A 16824-nucleotide genomic window follows, 5' to 3' on the forward strand; every position below is an offset into this window, starting at 1 on the left:
CACGCATGTCGAACAGCCCATACGAACAGATTGCCTTTCTGTTCGTATGGGCTGTTGTTGCAGCGGAATCTGTACAACAGGTTCAACACGGCACGAGAATCTCCTAATTTATGAAAAACGCGTTTTACGGCAGCGCACGCTTCATGACTGCCGCGAAGAGCTCTGCCGCATCGCCGCTGCCGGCCGTCATGTAATGGTCGCGATCCGTATGATCAAACCCCATCCATACAGCGGCTGTCCAACGATCCGTATAACCCGCAAACCACAAGTCCCGGTTCGCTCCCTGCCCGGCTCCGGAAACCCCCGCCTGAGTCGTTCCCGTTTTGCCTGCAACCGGATGACCGATTAGCCGGGCCCGTTTCCCTGTGCCCTGGCTGACTACGCGTTGCAGCATCTTCGTCATTTCCGCAGCAGTTCGGGAAGAGATCACCGATTTGTTTTCAGGCCGGTACTCAACCACTTTCTTTCCCTGAGCATCCGTAATATCGCGAATCAGATGCGCCGTATTGAATTTGCCTCCATTGGCAAATACGGCATAAGCTTGGGCCATCTTCAACGGTGATACCCCCTTATGGAGTCCACCGAGTGCAATGGACAGGTTCCGGTCCTCATTTCCCAGTGCGATGCCTAGCCGTTCAGCGAACTGTCGCGATTCATCCAGCCCGTTTTCGTTGACCAGCCATACTGCCGTACTGTTGATCGACTTCTCCACCGCTTGCATCATGGTCACGCTCCCGCGATAATGCCCTCCCGGGTTGCGGGGCTGGTAGCCGCCGTAACGAAGAGGTTTATCGGGCAGCATGCTGTTCGGCGAATACCTCCCGGATTCGAGCGCTGGACCGTACGCAATCACGGGTTTGAAAACAGAACCTGGTTGCCTGACATCCGCCGTGGCACGGTTGATGCCCCCTGCGACCGGATCGCGGCCCCCCATCATGGCTTTTACTTCCCCATTATGTTGATCCACGATAACCATACCCGCTTGCACCTGTTCATCCGCCCGGTCGTCCCGAAAACGGGACGAGTCCTGAAACACGCTTTCCATCGCAAGTTGGGCCGTATCGTCCAGGCCTGTGCGAATCGTCCATCCGGCATTCTGAATCTGTTCCTTGCTTTTGCCCGTCAACTGCGATGCTTCCTCCAATACCGCATCCAGAGCAGATATGTAGGCCGGTTCCCCATCCTCGTCCATTGCCGCCTTCGATGACGACGTTTCGTATTCGGCACGCTTTGCTTCTTCCATCTCTCTCCTTGTAATCAGGCCTTGCTCGTGCATAATGGTCAAAACGACGTCCCTTCTTTGCTCCGATCGCCGAGGGTCATCGACAGGATTGTAAATCGAAGGACCTTTGGGCATTCCAGCCAACGAGGCAATCTGTCCGATGCTGAGCTCGTTCAAATCCCTTACCCCGAAATATCTCCAGGCAGCAGCCTTCACGCCGTACTGCTGGCGACCCATATAAATGCGGTTCAGGTACATTTCCAGAATGTCATCCTTGGCATACCTCTTTTCGAGCGCAAAGGCAATGGACGCTTCATTCACTTTGCGAATGAGCGTTTTGTTGCCATTCAAATATAGGTTCCTGGCCAGTTGTTGGGTAATGGAACTCCCGCCCTGACTCATATCCATATGCAGCGTATTTTGCAGCAGCGCCCTGCCAATTCCGATGACGTCCATTCCATGATGACTATAGAAGCGCCGATCCTCCGTGGCAAGGAACGCATCGATGAGCAGTTTCGGCATTTCCTCCAAACGGGCATACTCCGCATATCCCTTATAGCCGGTACGCAGCTTCGCTACTTCTTCATCCTCCGCGTTAAGGATCGTCGTTGAAGAAACCTTGGATAATGCGGGCGGATTGCCGCGCACCACCACCTCACCGTAAATCAACATATAGGCGCAAGCCATCGCCATCAAAAACACGATTAGAACGGATACATCATAAATCCGGTACAACCAACGCTTGTGCATTCGTTTCAACATCCCGTGTCCCGATGCAGCGATCGTTCGCGAGCCATATCGTCTGCCCCCTGCCGCTCCGCGTCTTCCAGCGCATGTTGAAGCAGCACGCTCTGCTCATAGGCCAGCCGGACCCAATGCTGGATCTCCGCCTCATCACGACAACGTCCTTCCAACACTTCGGAGAGAGATGATCGAATTCCGTACAACGTAAGCTGCACAGGGACATTTGTCGTAGGGCCTGCATCCGCTACCGCGTCAACATGTTCAATTGGAGATGTATCCTCTGCATGAAAAGCTCCTTGCTCCTCTTGCAACCGATAAGCCACTTCATTCAGATCGGCGGCGATTTGCCGAAGCTCTCCTCCGCTCATCACTTCGATCGTCTTGGGCATCCTGCCGTGCGCCATATCGTGCGTGCCCCGGGCAATTTGCTCCAGATCGGCGCTAACCTTCTGGGAACGAATCCAAAAAAACAGCATAAACAGAACTGCCCCGCCTACAAAAAGAAACGGAGTTCTCCCGATGTGATTGATCACCCAGTGAACGATGCGGGACAACGATCCGTCCCCGACAAGTACATGACGATAAATGAATTCAAACGTTTGAGCCATGACAAACAGGAGCGCCGCACTGAGAAGTGCACTCGCTCCGCAAATGTATGCATACCTGCTCCTTACGCTGTCCATCCGTCTGTTCATTCAGGTATCCTCCTCCATAGCGTAGTCATTTACAACTCATGGATATAAAGATACCGGATGTTTCTTAACGAAGAAGCGGGGAACTTCTTATCATTTTCTTAAAACGAGCGGAAAACGGGTAACAAAATCCGTTCGACCGTTCTCGCTTGTCGCCATAATCGTGCCATGATGCAGCTCGACCATCGATTTGGCAATCGCGAGCCCAAGTCCTGTCCCACCCGTTTCACGCGAGCGGGATTTGTCCACCCGATAGAACCGTTCAAACAGACGAGGCAAGTCCTGGGCAGGAATCGGATCGCCATAATTGCTGATTCGCACCACGGCTTCGTTCTCTTTGGCAGCAATCGCGATCTCCACAAGTTTCCCTCTTGCCCCGTAACGTATCGCATTGCTGAGCAAATTCTCATATGCGCGCACCAACTCTCCCGGGGCCGCCTCAATCCATACCTCTTGCTGGTCGCCAACAAAGCTATAGGTCATGCCCGCCTCTTCCAGCATTGGCGCGAATTCTTCCGCAAGCTGCATCAAAAAAGGCCAAAGGTTAAGCGGAACAAAGGATAACGGCAATCCTCCCCCGCTTACGCGAGTATACTCGAACAAATCGTCAATCAACTTGCGCAGCGTCAACGATTTGTCGTATGCAATGCTGACGTAGTGACGAAGCTCAATTTCGTCCCGATAACGATCCTTCTCAATATACTCCAAAAATCCGAGAATGGACGTCAGCGGTGTCCGCAGGTCATGGGAAATGCCAGTAATCAGCTCATTTTTGGCAGCAACGGCGCTGCGTTCCTCCTGCAGCGACTTTTCCAGCCGCTCAGCCATCTGATTGATACTTGCAGCAACCACGCCGAACTCATCCGACGTCTTCACCTCAATCCGGTGGGCCAATTCTCCCTTGGCGACTTCCTGAATGCCTTCCGTAATCTCGTCCAGCACAAGCATAATTCTGCGCGTCAACAGAAAGAAAAACAACACAAAGCCGAGAACGCCAACCACAATCATGAGCGGGACGGACCCGATGTAGTTGATCAACCACCGAATTCCCCGTGCGGGGGCAGAATAGTTCGGATATGTTTGCGCTGCAAGTATGGATTGCACAATCAGGTTTCCCCCGTACAAAATGGCTGCTGTTAGAATGCCGCTCAGCAAAAAGGCATAGATGAACTTCCAGCGTACCGTATTTATCAACTTTGAATTCATGATGCAACTCCCTGCGCGTACCATTCACGCAACATTATACAAGCGACGGACGTGCCATTGTTTTATTGTGGTTTGATCATTTTATAGCCGACGCCCCACACCGTCTGGATGAATTTCGGATTTTTTTTGTCCGGTTCAATCTTTTCGCGAATTTTGCGGATATGTACCATCACCGTATTGCTTGATTCCATGTATTCTTCTTTCCAGACCTGTTGGTATATTTGCTCCATGCTGAGCACAGAGCCTTGGTGACGGGCCAACAATTCGAGTACCGCAAACTCGCGCGGCGTAAGATGAACCGGCTGTTCATCGACCCACACTTCATGCGTATCGGTATTGATGACCAATTCGTCGATGGTGAGCTCATGCTTCCTTTTTTCCCGGCCTTCATTAAATTGGTAGTATCTGCGCAGCTGCGATTTTGCCCGAGCCACGAGTTCCAACGGATTAAACGGCTTCGTGACATAATCGTCAGCTCCGATGCTCAGCCCCATGATTTTATCCATATCCATGCTTTTGGCGGAAAGCATGATGATCGGCATTTTTTGTTCCTCGCGGATCTTCATGCAGGCTTCAATACCGTCCATGTTGGGCATCATCACGTCCAGAACGATAAGATCCACCCGCTCTTTTCTTAGTTGCTCAAGCGCTTCGACCCCGTCATGGGCCGTAAGAATGCGGTACCCTTCGTTACCGAAATAAATTTCCATCAATTTGATGATTTCATGCTCGTCATCCACGAGCAAAATGGTTGCTGGCTCTGCCACGTCACTATTCCTTTCGTTCCACGATTCATGATGATTCATTATACCACCGGGGAACGATTCTGCGAAAATCGTCATGTTCCTCGCGAACCCGCTCGATCTTGGCCATCATGTCATCTGTTTCCTCCGGCTTCACTTGTTGAATCCAGACCACCGAGGAGACAAGCGCCATCGCCAAGTACAACGAATACAACGCCCAGAACGTCTCATCATGCCGGTTCCCCCCACAATAACCTTGCACTTGTCCAATGGCATAGGGAATGCTGGCTTCTACCCCGAACAATCCCAGTTTCAAAAACTCGTGTATCGGGTCGCCTTGATCAAAACGGCTAAAGTCGATGATCCCGGCTAATCTGCCATCCTTTACGATCAGGTTTCCAGGATGAAAATCATCGTGCTGAAACCGATCCGGACGATGTTTCATCAAATGCAAGCGGCTGTCAATAAAGGCCAGGATGGATTCATCCCGTTTCATCACGATGGGGCATTGAACATACTTCTCCATATAGCGTCGATGCTTTTTGCTTTTGCGGACAAACCATGATTCGGGCTGATCCCGAACCTGAAGGCGATGGAGCATTCTCAACTGCGCGCCGGCCTGCATTCCGATATCCCGTTGTACTTTCTCCGATAACCGGGGGAGTACGTCAGAAGCATCCTCGCCTTCAATATAGCTCAGTACCATATACCCTTGTCCCTCATCCAGCCTCCCCATCGCTACGGGTAACTGACTCATCACACCTATCTGCCTGGCACCGTGCATCCATTGAAATTCGGCCTGTTTCTTCGACTCTTGGCTCGAATCATAGGTACGTACAAGATACTGGCCCTGCGAGGGAACAGTCACTTTGAACTTCCGGTCCGGCGAGTACCCTTTCAAAATCGGCTCAATCGCCGTGGCCTGCCGTAATTCCGGCACAACCCTTAGCGCATCCAGCAATCGGTCATGTGAATTGCCCAGTTCCAAATCGATTTCCTCCCAACTCCGTTATGGTTCATTCAAACCCAATATATCTGCATCCTTGCCTATATAAACCGCAATAATGAATCACATCAAGGCACTGCGAGTGCAGTACCATTTCCGATCGTTGTTATCCCTGGATTTTCCAATCCCCTTTTTCTAAGGGAAAATCCGGTGAAAAGCCTACGCTTCCGAAGCAGCTTTCTTTCAGAAAGCTTTTAGACCGCTCCGCTTCTTCAGATTGGTTCTGCCTCTCCGTTAACGTGTGTATGTTTTTTGCGGTTTATATATGTACCAAATGATGTACCAACGTTATGTATTTACCTTTTCAAAATGAACGAATTCCCCTTTTCCGGAAGACCGAGAACTCCATTCCTCAAAAGACCAAGTTATTCATTGAAGAACCGCCACTTTCTGTTCCTTGCCGGTCAAAGCAAGCATGGTGTACAGCTGCCCCCTATGATGATAAAGGTGGCCCATGATTTCAAGCAGCCACTCCAGACGGCTATACGAGGCTCCCCAATACGATTCTGTGACCTTTAACAGGTCTTCGGTCGTAAATCGGCAGTATCTCAAGTGCAAATATGTCCTGTTATGCAAAAACGCCTTCTTGATCTCGTCGATTGTACGCGGGGAATTCGTTTCATAAAACGATTGCATCTGCGCAAGGGAGGCCCCTTCGGATATGTATAAGTCTGCTCGGCAGATCAAGGACATATGCGACAACAGCTCTCCCAAAGACCGCTTTCCTTCGATCGGAGTCATGGCCAGCTCTTCCTCTGACAGTTGATCGCAGATGTCAAGCAGCGAGTCTATTGCAGCATCAATATGTTTGAACACGGATTCTATCAACGCAAACACTTCCTTTTGTTACATTATACAGAACATACGATCGCATAACAATCAAAAATATCCCTCCTTTTTATATAAACAAAATCGCTTCGTTAAACACAAAGCCGGCAAAAAAAGCACCCCTCTCCCGTTAGACGGGATTAGGGGCGCTTTTGTTTCTCATTTCCGCTACGCCGCTGCACATCAGCTGGAATAAATCGAACAGTACGTACGTTCAAAACGGCCTGCCAGCAAATCTTCCTTGCGAATATAGAATTGAAGCTCGCCGCAGTCCCACCACTGAAAGCCGATGCCGTCATGGGTATCCATCTTCAGCAGCAGCAGCGTATCGTCCAACTCGCGTGCTACGCGCTGTTCGTCTCCATCAAAATGCGCCTTCAGCTTGCGCATGCATTCCTGCTCGTTATAATCGTACTCTTCTCCCAACAAAATTTGCAGCAGCGCCTGATGCTCCGCATCCGGATGCTGTCCGTCAGGATACCCGAACATGCCTCCCCAAGTCTGGTCGCTCGGGTGGTTCCAGTCGGATTCGAATTCAATGTACCTGTTAAACAGCTCCTCGCCCGCATCATCCTGACCGGATGACGGAACCGCAAGCGCGTTCAGCGCTTTCGTATCCACATAGGCATATGTAGGTAGTTCAAGATTAGGCAGCACGGTGACGCAGTGGGGCTCGAATTCAGTGTCCAGCGCGGTTTTCCCTTCCGGTGTGCGCCGATTCAAATCTTGAGTATTCGGCTCGTAAATGACACGATGCTCGATATTGTATGCCGGCTCATCCACGCCGATAAAAAAGTATAGCATCCCGCGCTCCGGCAAGCTCCCCCGCCCGTTATTCGGCGTATAGGGTGTAAGATCCACCAGATTCAACTGGGCCAAAAAAGTCATCGGAATTCCATCCTTGGTCACCGGCCACTCCATATCGTCCGGCAAATCAGGGTCACCTCCGGCACGCGAGTTCCCGGTTCTCCGGTACTCGTCCGGCGCGTTTGCATCGAGGCGAATTCCCCAACGTCCAGCGGACAACAAAAGATCAGCAGCGGCATCAAGACCGTAGTCCCCCAGCACTTGACGTGCTTTGCGGTTCAGACGCTCACATTGTTCAGGTTTAATCATTATGCTCCTCCTCCTCAGACTCAGACAAAGACATCCCTGGTGAGACGTATTCGGATTCCTACATGTATATTCTGGAGATTGCGTTTTTTTCCCTGCCTGGAGCAAAAAAAAGACCAACATCTATGAACTTCTCTATATACGCAGATGTGCCACAAGATTGGTCTTCTGTCAGAGAGCTCATTCGGACATTGGTCTTGGTTTCATTTCATGTATGTTCGGGCGCTATGTCTCGTCTTCAATCGGTCCGCCCGTTCCGATAACCGATAATATGTTCCTCTCCGTCCAGGAATTCATGCGACTGGTGAGCAGCCATGACGCCATGGTAGCTGATGTCCAGTCCAAGCTCCTCCTCCTCCTCGGTCGAGCGAACGGGAACAAGTTTACCGATCAGCTTCAGTCCAAGCCAGGTCATGATGAATCCCCATAACACCAAGGCGACTAGACCCAATGCCTGTACGCCAAGAAGCTTCCAGCCTCCGCCTGTAAAAAGGCCGCCTTCCGTGGCAAACAATCCGACGGCAATCGTGCCCCACATGCCTGAAACGGCATGGACCGGAAAAGCGCCCACCGGATCGTCGATCTTTCGCCGATCCAGCCAACTCGTGGCCGCCATCATAAGCAGGCCGGAGACCGCGCCGATCAGAATGGCGGCCAGATCGCCAACGAAAGCGCACCCTGCGGTTATGCCGACCAGCCCGGCAAGGGAGCCGTTGATGACCGAGGGGGCATCCGAACGGTTATAGCGGAACAGCGTGTAGAGCAGCGTTGACGCCCCGCCTGCCGCTGCGGACAGCATCGTCACGATGGCAATATGGCCGATGCGCACGTCCGTGGCGCTCAGCGTGCTGCCGGCATTGAAGCCGAACCAGCCGAACCACAGCAGAAACGCGCCGACGGAAGCCAGCGGCAAATTGCTCGGCAGCGCGATGGCACTTACGCCCTGTGCCGTATATTTGCCTTTGCGCGGGCCGATGATCATTGCTGCCGCCAGTGCCGAGAACCCGCCCAAGGCATGGATGACCGCCGAACCCGCAAAATCCTGCATGCCGAGGCTGCTCAGCCAGCCTCCGCCCCAGGCCCAATGACCGCCGATCGGATAGATCACTGCGGTCATCAGAATGATGTACAGCAGATATGCCCTGAAATGGATCCGTTCAGCCACCGCACCGGACACGATGGAAATGACTGCAATCGTGAATGCCGCCTGAAACAGCCAAAATGTCTCCAGCGATACAGGAACTTCCAGGTGAGAAAGATCGCCGTTCAGGAAAAAACCGGTGATACCCACAATGCCTCCGGCATCCGAGCCGTACATCAACCCGAACCCGATCGCATAGAACAGCAGCGTGCCGATCGTAATGTCAGCAAACACCTTCATAATAATGTTCACGCTGTTTTTATATCGGACAAAACCTGCCTCAAGCAGGGCAAACCCGCCCTCCATAAGCAGTATCATGGCCGCGCTGAGCACGACCCAAATCGTATTAAGGCCCGAGCCCAATATCTCTATCGTCATGCCTGTGCATCCTCCGTTTCCCTAAGCTGCAGAATTTCTCGGATCAAGTCGGGAGCAAGCTCGATTTCGTCCCGCTCGATGATGTCCGGATGCGCAATTTGCCCGGCAATTCGATCCAGTTCGCGGATACGCCGTTTGATTTGTTCCATCTTGCGGAACCGTTCCTTCACCTGTACCATATATTCGACAGCCTGGTGATGGGAGGCCGGCCTGCCCGTAAACCACTTGCGCACAGGAGAGAGGGATTGGTAAGCTATTTCCTCGGCCCGCCGTTTCTGTTCGAATTGCTCGATTTTAAGCTTGAGTGAGTCAATCTCATTTTCCTTTTTGACCTTAAGCCTTTCGATAAGGTACAATAAATCGGACGATGATATTTGCAATGCTGTATGGTGGTATACCTCATCAATTACTAACATGTCATGTCAGAACTCCTCACATATCAAGTCACTTGCTACCGATTATAAAATGCATAGACCTTACCGTCAATCTTTTTTTAGAGATGGTTTTTTTGTCGTTCCATGATTTTCTTGGATTTTTATATATCAAGCAGCACTCACTACAGGTAACAAGGTGAAATCGATGCTATATTGCTTTTCGTTTTGAGATTGCCCATAACTGCTCAAAATCTTCCACTTCAGACCGACCGCATAAAAGCTGACATACCTTCTCCCCTGTACTCTGTTTAAAGGCCTGAAAAACTCCAACATAACTTGCCTGTGATTCGGTAGGAACGGACGCATCTAACCTGTTTAACAAAGCAAATTCAGTACACGCAAAAAAGGCCACCGATCTCGGCGACCCTTCTTCCATGTTTATTTATCAACACCCCTCAGCGAGGGTGTCCTGCTTAAATCTTTTTGCCTAGAATCGCCAGATCCCGCTTCACGCCGTCCAGCACCGCAACCTCGGGATAATAGCCCCACTGCTCAAAACCATACTTGCGAAGCAGTCCCAGGCTTGGCTCATTATGACCAAAAACAAAACCGAGAATCGTTGTAATGCCCAATCCAGGGCACGCATCAAAAACCGTATTCAACAACCTGCCGCCAGCACCCAGACCACGGCTTTTCTCGTCCACATATATGCTAACCTCAACCGTACCATCATACGCCGGGCGTCCGTAAAACGAACTCAGGCTTGCCCATGCGACGACTTCACCATTGTGCTTCATTACCCATAGGGGGCGACGATCAGGGGTATGCTCCTCGAACCAAGGAATGCGCTGTTCTACCGTTACCGGCTCCAAATCGGCCGTGACCATACGGCTCTCAATGGTCGAATTATAAATCTCCACGATCCTCGGCAAGTCCTCAAGGCGCGCATATTCAATCTGCGCATGTTCCAGCTTCATCTCTACTCCTCCATCGTTCCAAATCAAACCTCTGATTATAGAGGATATTATAACGGAGAAAAGAAGCCGACGTCACCCTTAATCATCGGGACAGTGAACAAACGAATTTATCGAATTTACTCGGGCAGCCCCTGCACTGTGTTTCCCCGGGTCATCTGCTGACTCTGGTCTGCCCAACGAATGTTGATTGAACGAGAGGTAAACAGATCCGGACCGTCCGATACCTGAAAATGCAGATGAGCTTCACTGGAGTTGCCCGAGTTGCCAAGCTCGCCAATCTGGTCTCCCTGCTTGAGCTTATCTCCTTTTTTGACCGATATGCTGCCTTCCTTGATGTGTGCGGTGATGCTGTATTCTCCATGTCCATGGTCGATGACCACATAATTGCCCGCAGGCTCCTCAGCATTCATCACGCCCGGCGAGTTATCGGGAATATCGTTCTTGACTTCAACGACAGTACCGTCTGCAGCCGCGTACAGCGGCTCACCAAAAGCATAGTAGTTCTCGTTTACCGCTGCATCGCCTTGATAACTTAATTGATCTTTCATGCGCACAACGTCCAGCGCGTAGCGCTGTGTTTCATGCTCATAGTGGTAGTTGGACAAAACGTTGCTGCCTCCCCAGAAAACAAACCACTCCCCCTTTAACGGGAATTGAAACACAGTTTTGGTAAATTTAACGTCGGTATCCTCATGGGTTTCCAGCGGCAGAATGACCAAGCCAGCAATCTGGTTGTCCGCTGTAAAACTCACCTGTACCCCTTTGACCCCTGCCTTGTCCATCCAGGCACACTCCGTTAAATGGTCTATTTTTGCATCGACTACCTGATCCCAAGATGTCACCCCCTCCAGAAAGCTTTCGGCAGACGCCTTGAACTGCTCCAAGGTTACGACTTCCTTCATTTCAGGGGTAAACTGGTTATAAATTGCGTCCTTCGAACCGTTCATCAATAGTTCTATGAAATTGTCTGGCGTTACCATGGCGTCCCCTCCCGGATTTGCAGTCTGTTCCTGATTGATTTTTTCACTTGATTCATTCGGCCTGGATGTCTGTTCAACTGTTGGCTGCTCCGCCTGTTCGACCTGTTCGGACGTTACCGAATGACCGCAGGCAGACAAAATCAAACAACCTCCAAGCGCTATGGCAACCAACCCCCGGCTCTTGCCGTTCTTAGGGTACCCTTTGCACAACATGTTCATTGAGCTTGCAACCTTCCTTTCCGCTAATCAATCTACGTTTACGTTAAGTGTACAAAATGAATCTTATCCTTCGTCTAACTCTTCCTTACATCCAGCTAAACTCGTCATGCTTCCGACGTTTCATAATTAAGGTTCCGTTAAGACAGGAGGCAGCCCAAGAGGTCTTCCGAATGGTATGATTAGCAGTAAACGTCTTGAAAGTACGAGGAGGTCATTCATTCCATGATGAATCATGTCTCATTACTGCTTGTGGATGACGAACAAGCTATTCTGCATATGCTCAAAACCGTTCTGCTTAAAGAGCAGTTTCTGGATATCGATACCGTAACGACAGGCGAAGCCGCATTGGAAGCATGCAGCAGCAAGACCTATCATTGCATCGTGCTGGACATCATGCTCCCCGGCAAAAGCGGGCTGGAAATCTGTCCTTTTCTGCGGCAGGTCACCGATGCTCCCATCCTGTTTCTAACAGCCAAAACCACCGATTATGACAAATTAACCGGGTTCGCCGTCGGGGGCGATGATTACGTCATCAAACCGTTTAACCCTCTCGAAGTGGTGGCCCGAATCAAATCATTATTGAAGCGATACTTGCCTTCAAAAACAGCAGCAATTCCGGAACAAGGCGATTCTGACGTAATTGCGTCGTCTCCCGATATTCCAGAGGGGGTATATGACTTTGGACGATTTCAGGTGCTCGAACTGGCTGGCGAGCTTCAGGTTGAAGGACAAGCGGTATCCTGTCCGGCACTTGTTTTTCAACTGCTGCTCTTTTTTTGCAAACATCCCAACCGCATCTTCACCAAATCGGAACTATATGAACGGGTATGGGGCTCGGAAGCCATAAGCGATGATAACACCGTTATGGTTCATATCCACCGCATTCGGGAACGGATCGAAGCCGACCCTTCCAATCCTGTGTTTCTCGTCAATGTCCGCGGCCTGGGTTACAAACTGATTCAGCCGGACAATGGATCTCGTCCATGAGCATTCGCCGCAGGTTAATGACCCGATTTATCGGGATGCTTGCCGGGACGGTCGTTCTTATTATCCTGCTTGGTTCATTGGCCACGTACTGGGTCGTGCAGAAGGTAAATGAAGTGAATCTGGCGGATGATTTTGCATACAGCGGTCTTGACCAGTTGATCGACACCGCAGAGTTCATGCCGGATGGTACGATAAAGTATGATCCCAAGCTGCTGGAGCAGGTCGACAAAAATCAAGGATGGCTGCAAGTCCTGGACGAACAGGGCTACGCCATTGACGATTACCACACCCCGTCCGACGTGCCTGCTCACTATAAACCGGGAGAATTGATTGCATATTGGGAAGCCGAAAAACCGTTTCCTTATCAGCTCACCATCCTGATCCGTGAAAAAAACGGAAAGAACTTCACCCTGTTATACGGCGAACGGAATTCGGCCAGAGCCTTGCTGGATCAAATACGGCCAGATCATTCCTACACTAGCGGGAAGCTGGTTCTCAAACCCGATGCGCAGGAACTCATTTATTCCGCTAACGCTTACCTTCAAGTATTGGACGCGAGCGGACGCGAGCTCGTCTCCTATAACAAACCGGCCATGGGCGTGCCCAGCCAATACAGCCTTCAGCAATTGATTCTGCTTGTCCGTTATCCCGGTCGATCAGGCATATCCATGGCAACCTGGTACGATGAACAGAATGAAACCACCTGGCTGATCGGCGTACCCGGCGACCCATCATTGCCAGGCGACCAGAACCCCTACAATTTCATATTGGAGCCCACTTTGATCGTCTTGATCCTGTCCGTCATCGTTTTACTCATGTTGCTTGCCTTTTGGTATGCAAATCGTTTCGGTTCCCCCATGCTGCATATGCTCCAATGGCTGCAGCGCCTGGAGCGGGGACATTACGAAGAACCCACTGGAGCCTTGGGAGTGCCCCGGAGCCAACGCCGCAACGGAAAGTGGAAACGAAAATACCACGTGTATGCTGAAGTGCTTCACTCCATGCAGGCTTTGTCCCATACGTTGAAGCAAGATGAAGAACTTCGCAAACAGACCGAGTCGCTGCGGGAGGAATGGATTGCCGGCATCACGCACGATCTCAAGACCCCCCTCTCCTCCATTCAGGGGTATGCCCATATGCTTGAGGCAGAAAAGTATAACTGGACCGAGGAGGAAGTCAAGGAATTTGCGGGGATCATGCTGGATAAATCCATGTATATGGACAGGCTTGTGAATGACCTTGCAATGACCTATCGATTGCGCAGTGGGGGGTACCAACCTGACGTGGAGAATACTGACGTAAATACGTTGCTTCATGATCTCATCCAGCGCGCTGAACAAAACCCGGCATACGGGGAGGATCGTATCACATTCCAACCTTCCGAAGTGCCTGTGCATGGCCTTGTGCATATCCCTTCGTTTGAACGAATCGTGGATAATCTGACTGCCAACGCCCTTCTCCATAATCCGCCCGAGACCAAGCTCGTCGTTACTGTGCATCCCGGGGAACATACAGGTGCATTCAGCATCCAGTTTGCCGATAATGGACGAGGCATGAACCCGGAGACGGTATGGAAGCTGTTTGAACGTTATTATCGCGGTACGGACACAGGTACATCGGATGTCGGATCAGGTCTTGGCATGGCGGTAACCAAAGGGTTGATCGAAGCAATGAAAGGCCGGATCGAGGTACAGTCCGCTCCTGGTGAGGGAACGATCATTTGGTTAATATGGGACGAAAAATCAAAAAACAAATCGAACATTGCCCCTTGACCTTTCCATTTTCAGTCTATATAATCGACACTCAATAACACCTGTTCCAAAAAATTGAACCACATTCATCCCATGACCGACTTCGTCATGACCTGAATATATGGCAATGACCGGAGACATGATTTCGATTGCGTGCTGCCCAGAGAGAGAAGGGATTGGTGAAACCTTCTTCAGCGAACGGATCGAAGTTACCCCTCCGCAGCCGCGAGCTTGAACCCCGGCCTTTCTTCCGGAGCCTTCCGCAAGATCCAGCCGGCCGCCAGTAGAGTTCGCCGTCTGATCCCCGATAACGGATCCAATGAGGGTGATGAATAGACCTTGCTTGCGGCGGCTGGCCGCGGCGGGAGTTCATTGCCGAATCAGGGTGGAACCACGAGCCGAGCGCACTCGTCCCTTTTTCCGGGACGGGTGTTTTTTTGCGCTTCCAATTCTAATAAAATGGAGTGTGTTTCCACATGAGTCATTCACAAAAACAAGGCAATTCCGCCAGCCATTCACCGTCTTCGCTTTCTTCCAGCCCATCAGAGGGCCGCATCGAAATATATCTCAACCAGGCCGAGAGTCGCGTCTTTGAAGCAGGCGTTTCCGTCGGGGGCGTGGCCGCTTCCATCAGCACAAGCCTGGGCAAACAAGCCATCGGCGGGATCGTCAATGGTCAACATGTCGACCTGGACTATGTCTTGGCGCACCAGGATCGACTTGAAATCGTAACCTTGGACAGCGAAGAAGGACTTCGCCGGTATCGCCACACTACAGCCCACGTTCTCGCTCAGGCGTTGAAACGCCTTTATGGCGCAAGCCAAGTTAAATTGGGTATCGGTCCGGTAATTGAAGACGGATTTTATTATGACATTGATCTGGATCAAACGTTGTCCGTAAGGGATCTGGCCGATATCGAAAAGGAAATGCACGCCATTGTCCGGGAAAACCTGGACATCAAGCGCCGCGTGATGGATCGGGAACAGGCCCTCCGCTTGTTCGAGGAACATGATGAGCCTTATAAACTGGAGCTGATTCGTGACTTGCCCGCAGATATAGAGCTGTCGATTTACGAACAGGGAGAATTTTCGGATCTGTGCCGGGGACCGCATCTGCCTTCGACTGGCCGGATCAAAGCCTTCAAATTGCTGAGCGTGGCGGGGGCATACTGGCGGGGCAGCTCGGACAACAAAATGCTGCAGCGCATTTACGGCACTGCTTTTCCGAGCAAGGCCGCGCTGGAGGCCCATTTGGAAATGCTGGAGGAAGCCAAGAAGCGGGATCACCGCAAGCTCGGCAAAGAGCTGGAGTTGTTCATGTTCTCCGAGGAAGCGCCGGGGATGCCCTTCTACCTGCCCAAAGGCATGACGATCCGTACTGAATTAGAGCAATTCTCGCGCGAACTGCAGCTGCAGGCCGGATATCAGGAAGTTCGCACGCCATTGATGATGAACAACAGGCTTTGGGAACAATCCGGCCACTGGGATCATTATAAAGACAACATGTATTTCGCGGATGTGGACGATGACACATTTGCCCTGAAACCGATGAACTGTCCGGGTCATATGCTCATTTTTAAAAATCAACTGCACTCGTACCGCGAATTGCCCATTCGCCTGATGGAATTCGGCCAGGTGCATCGCCACGAATTCTCGGGAGCGCTGAACGGCATGATGAGGGTGCGCACATTCTGTCAGGATGACGCCCACCTCTACGTCCTGCCGGAGCAGATTGAAGACGAGATCAACCAGGCGATTTCGCTGATCGGGCGGATGTACGACATTTTCGGCTTCGATTACGCGATCGAGCTGTCCACAAGGCCCGAAGATTTCATGGGATCGCCCGAGCTGTGGGATCAAGCCGAACAAGCACTGCGAAACGTATTGGAACGCCGCGGCGTGAAGTACCGCCTGAACGAAGGAGACGGCGCCTTCTACGGCCCCAAAATCGATTTCCACATCCTCGATGCGCTGAAGCGCAGCTGGCAATGCGGGACGATCCAACTGGATTTCCAGATGCCCGAAAAATTCGACCTGAGCTATGTCGGCGAAGACGGCCAGAAGCATCGTCCAGTGGTCATCCACCGTGCGATCTACGGCTCCATCGACCGCTTCATCGGCATACTGACAGAACATTATGCCGGCGCGTTCCCGCTGTGGCTGGCTCCCGTTCAGGTAAAGCTGCTCCCGGTGTCCGACCATTATGCAGGCTATGCCATGGAAGTGCTGCAGCGGCTGCGGGGAGCCGGCATTCGGGCCGATGCGGATTTGCGCAGCGAGAAGCTGGGTTACAAACTGCGCGAAGCGCAGCTGCAAAAAGTGCCTTATTCGCTTATCGTAGGTGAGCAGGAAAAGCTGGCATCGGCGGCCTCCGTCCGTATTCACGGCCAAGGCGATCAAGGCATGCAAGACATCGAAGCCGTCATTCAGCAGATTCAGGCAGCCGTTCGCGCCAAAGCCTGAT

Annotated in this window: 14 protein-coding genes; 3 read left to right on the plus strand and 11 right to left on the minus strand. The window is 51.5% G+C overall.

The window, feature by feature from the left end:
* Positions 1-124 precede the first annotated feature (124 nt).
* The 11 genes from RSX24_RS05925 to RSX24_RS05975 all read right to left on the minus strand — a co-directional run bounded on the left by RSX24_RS05925 (position 125) and on the right by RSX24_RS05975 (position 11623).
* Positions 125-1972 (minus strand): transglycosylase domain-containing protein, encoded by a 1848-nt coding sequence (locus RSX24_RS05925; RefSeq protein ID WP_343259961.1) that lies wholly within the window; start codon positions 1970-1972, stop codon positions 125-127.
* Positions 1973-1977: 5 nt separating this feature from the next.
* Entirely contained in the window at positions 1978-2661 is a 684-nt protein-coding gene (locus tag RSX24_RS05930) for a HAMP domain-containing protein (protein WP_343259962.1), read from the minus strand.
* A gap of 90 nt (positions 2662-2751) precedes the next feature.
* Positions 2752-3864 carry a sensor histidine kinase gene (locus RSX24_RS05935; RefSeq protein WP_343259963.1) on the minus strand — a complete coding sequence of 371 codons (1113 nt, stop codon included), beginning with the start codon at positions 3862-3864 and terminating at the stop codon, positions 2752-2754.
* 62 nt (positions 3865-3926) lie between these two features.
* Positions 3927-4670 (minus strand): response regulator transcription factor, encoded by a 744-nt coding sequence (locus RSX24_RS05940; RefSeq protein ID WP_339276744.1) that lies wholly within the window; start codon positions 4668-4670, stop codon positions 3927-3929.
* On the minus strand, positions 4657-5595 hold the full coding sequence (locus RSX24_RS05945; protein ID WP_343259964.1) for an aminoglycoside phosphotransferase family protein: 939 nt from the start codon (positions 5593-5595) through the stop codon (positions 4657-4659). The genes RSX24_RS05940 and RSX24_RS05945 overlap by 14 nt, the downstream gene beginning before the upstream one ends.
* Positions 5596-5982: 387 nt before the next feature.
* Positions 5983-6441, minus strand: coding sequence for a DinB family protein (locus RSX24_RS05950; protein WP_339276743.1), 459 nt, complete (start codon positions 6439-6441; stop codon positions 5983-5985).
* Between the two features lie 183 nt (positions 6442-6624).
* Positions 6625-7557, minus strand: coding sequence for a YwqG family protein (locus RSX24_RS05955; protein ID WP_236415001.1), 933 nt, complete (start codon positions 7555-7557; stop codon positions 6625-6627).
* A 235-nt stretch (positions 7558-7792) separates the two neighbouring features.
* Positions 7793-9073, minus strand: a complete 1281-nt coding sequence (locus RSX24_RS05960; protein WP_343259965.1) for an ammonium transporter — start codon at positions 9071-9073, stop codon at positions 7793-7795.
* Positions 9070-9489 (minus strand): hypothetical protein, encoded by a 420-nt coding sequence (locus RSX24_RS05965; protein ID WP_339276741.1) that lies wholly within the window; start codon positions 9487-9489, stop codon positions 9070-9072. The genes RSX24_RS05960 and RSX24_RS05965 overlap by 4 nt, the downstream gene beginning before the upstream one ends.
* Positions 9490-9920: 431 nt before the next feature.
* On the minus strand, positions 9921-10424 hold the full coding sequence (locus RSX24_RS05970; protein ID WP_236415006.1) for a GNAT family N-acetyltransferase: 504 nt from the start codon (positions 10422-10424) through the stop codon (positions 9921-9923).
* A 116-nt stretch (positions 10425-10540) separates the two neighbouring features.
* On the minus strand, positions 10541-11623 hold the full coding sequence (locus RSX24_RS05975) for a peptidoglycan DD-metalloendopeptidase family protein (RefSeq protein ID WP_343259966.1): 1083 nt from the start codon (positions 11621-11623) through the stop codon (positions 10541-10543).
* A 225-nt stretch (positions 11624-11848) separates the two neighbouring features.
* Here RSX24_RS05975 and RSX24_RS05980 point away from each other — a divergent pair, with 225 nt between their 5' ends.
* The 3 genes from RSX24_RS05980 to thrS all read left to right on the plus strand — a co-directional run bounded on the left by RSX24_RS05980 (position 11849) and on the right by thrS (position 16823).
* The gene (locus RSX24_RS05980) at positions 11849-12610 is read left to right on the plus strand and encodes a response regulator transcription factor (protein WP_339278346.1); all 762 of its coding nucleotides are present in this window, start codon (positions 11849-11851) and stop codon (positions 12608-12610) included.
* The gene (locus RSX24_RS05985; RefSeq protein ID WP_343259967.1) at positions 12607-14382 is read left to right on the plus strand and encodes a sensor histidine kinase; all 1776 of its coding nucleotides are present in this window, start codon (positions 12607-12609) and stop codon (positions 14380-14382) included. The genes RSX24_RS05980 and RSX24_RS05985 overlap by 4 nt, the downstream gene beginning before the upstream one ends.
* A 455-nt stretch (positions 14383-14837) precedes the next feature.
* Positions 14838-16823: a threonine--tRNA ligase gene (thrS, locus tag RSX24_RS05990; protein WP_343259968.1), complete on the plus strand. Its 1986-nt coding sequence runs from the start codon at positions 14838-14840 to the stop codon at positions 16821-16823.
* The last annotated feature ends 1 nt before the right edge of the window (position 16824 follow it).

The sequence above is a fragment of the Paenibacillus hubeiensis genome (assembly GCF_032334105.1).
In the GTDB taxonomy this organism is placed as follows: Bacteria; Bacillota; Bacilli; order Paenibacillales; family Paenibacillaceae; genus Paenibacillus; species Paenibacillus hubeiensis.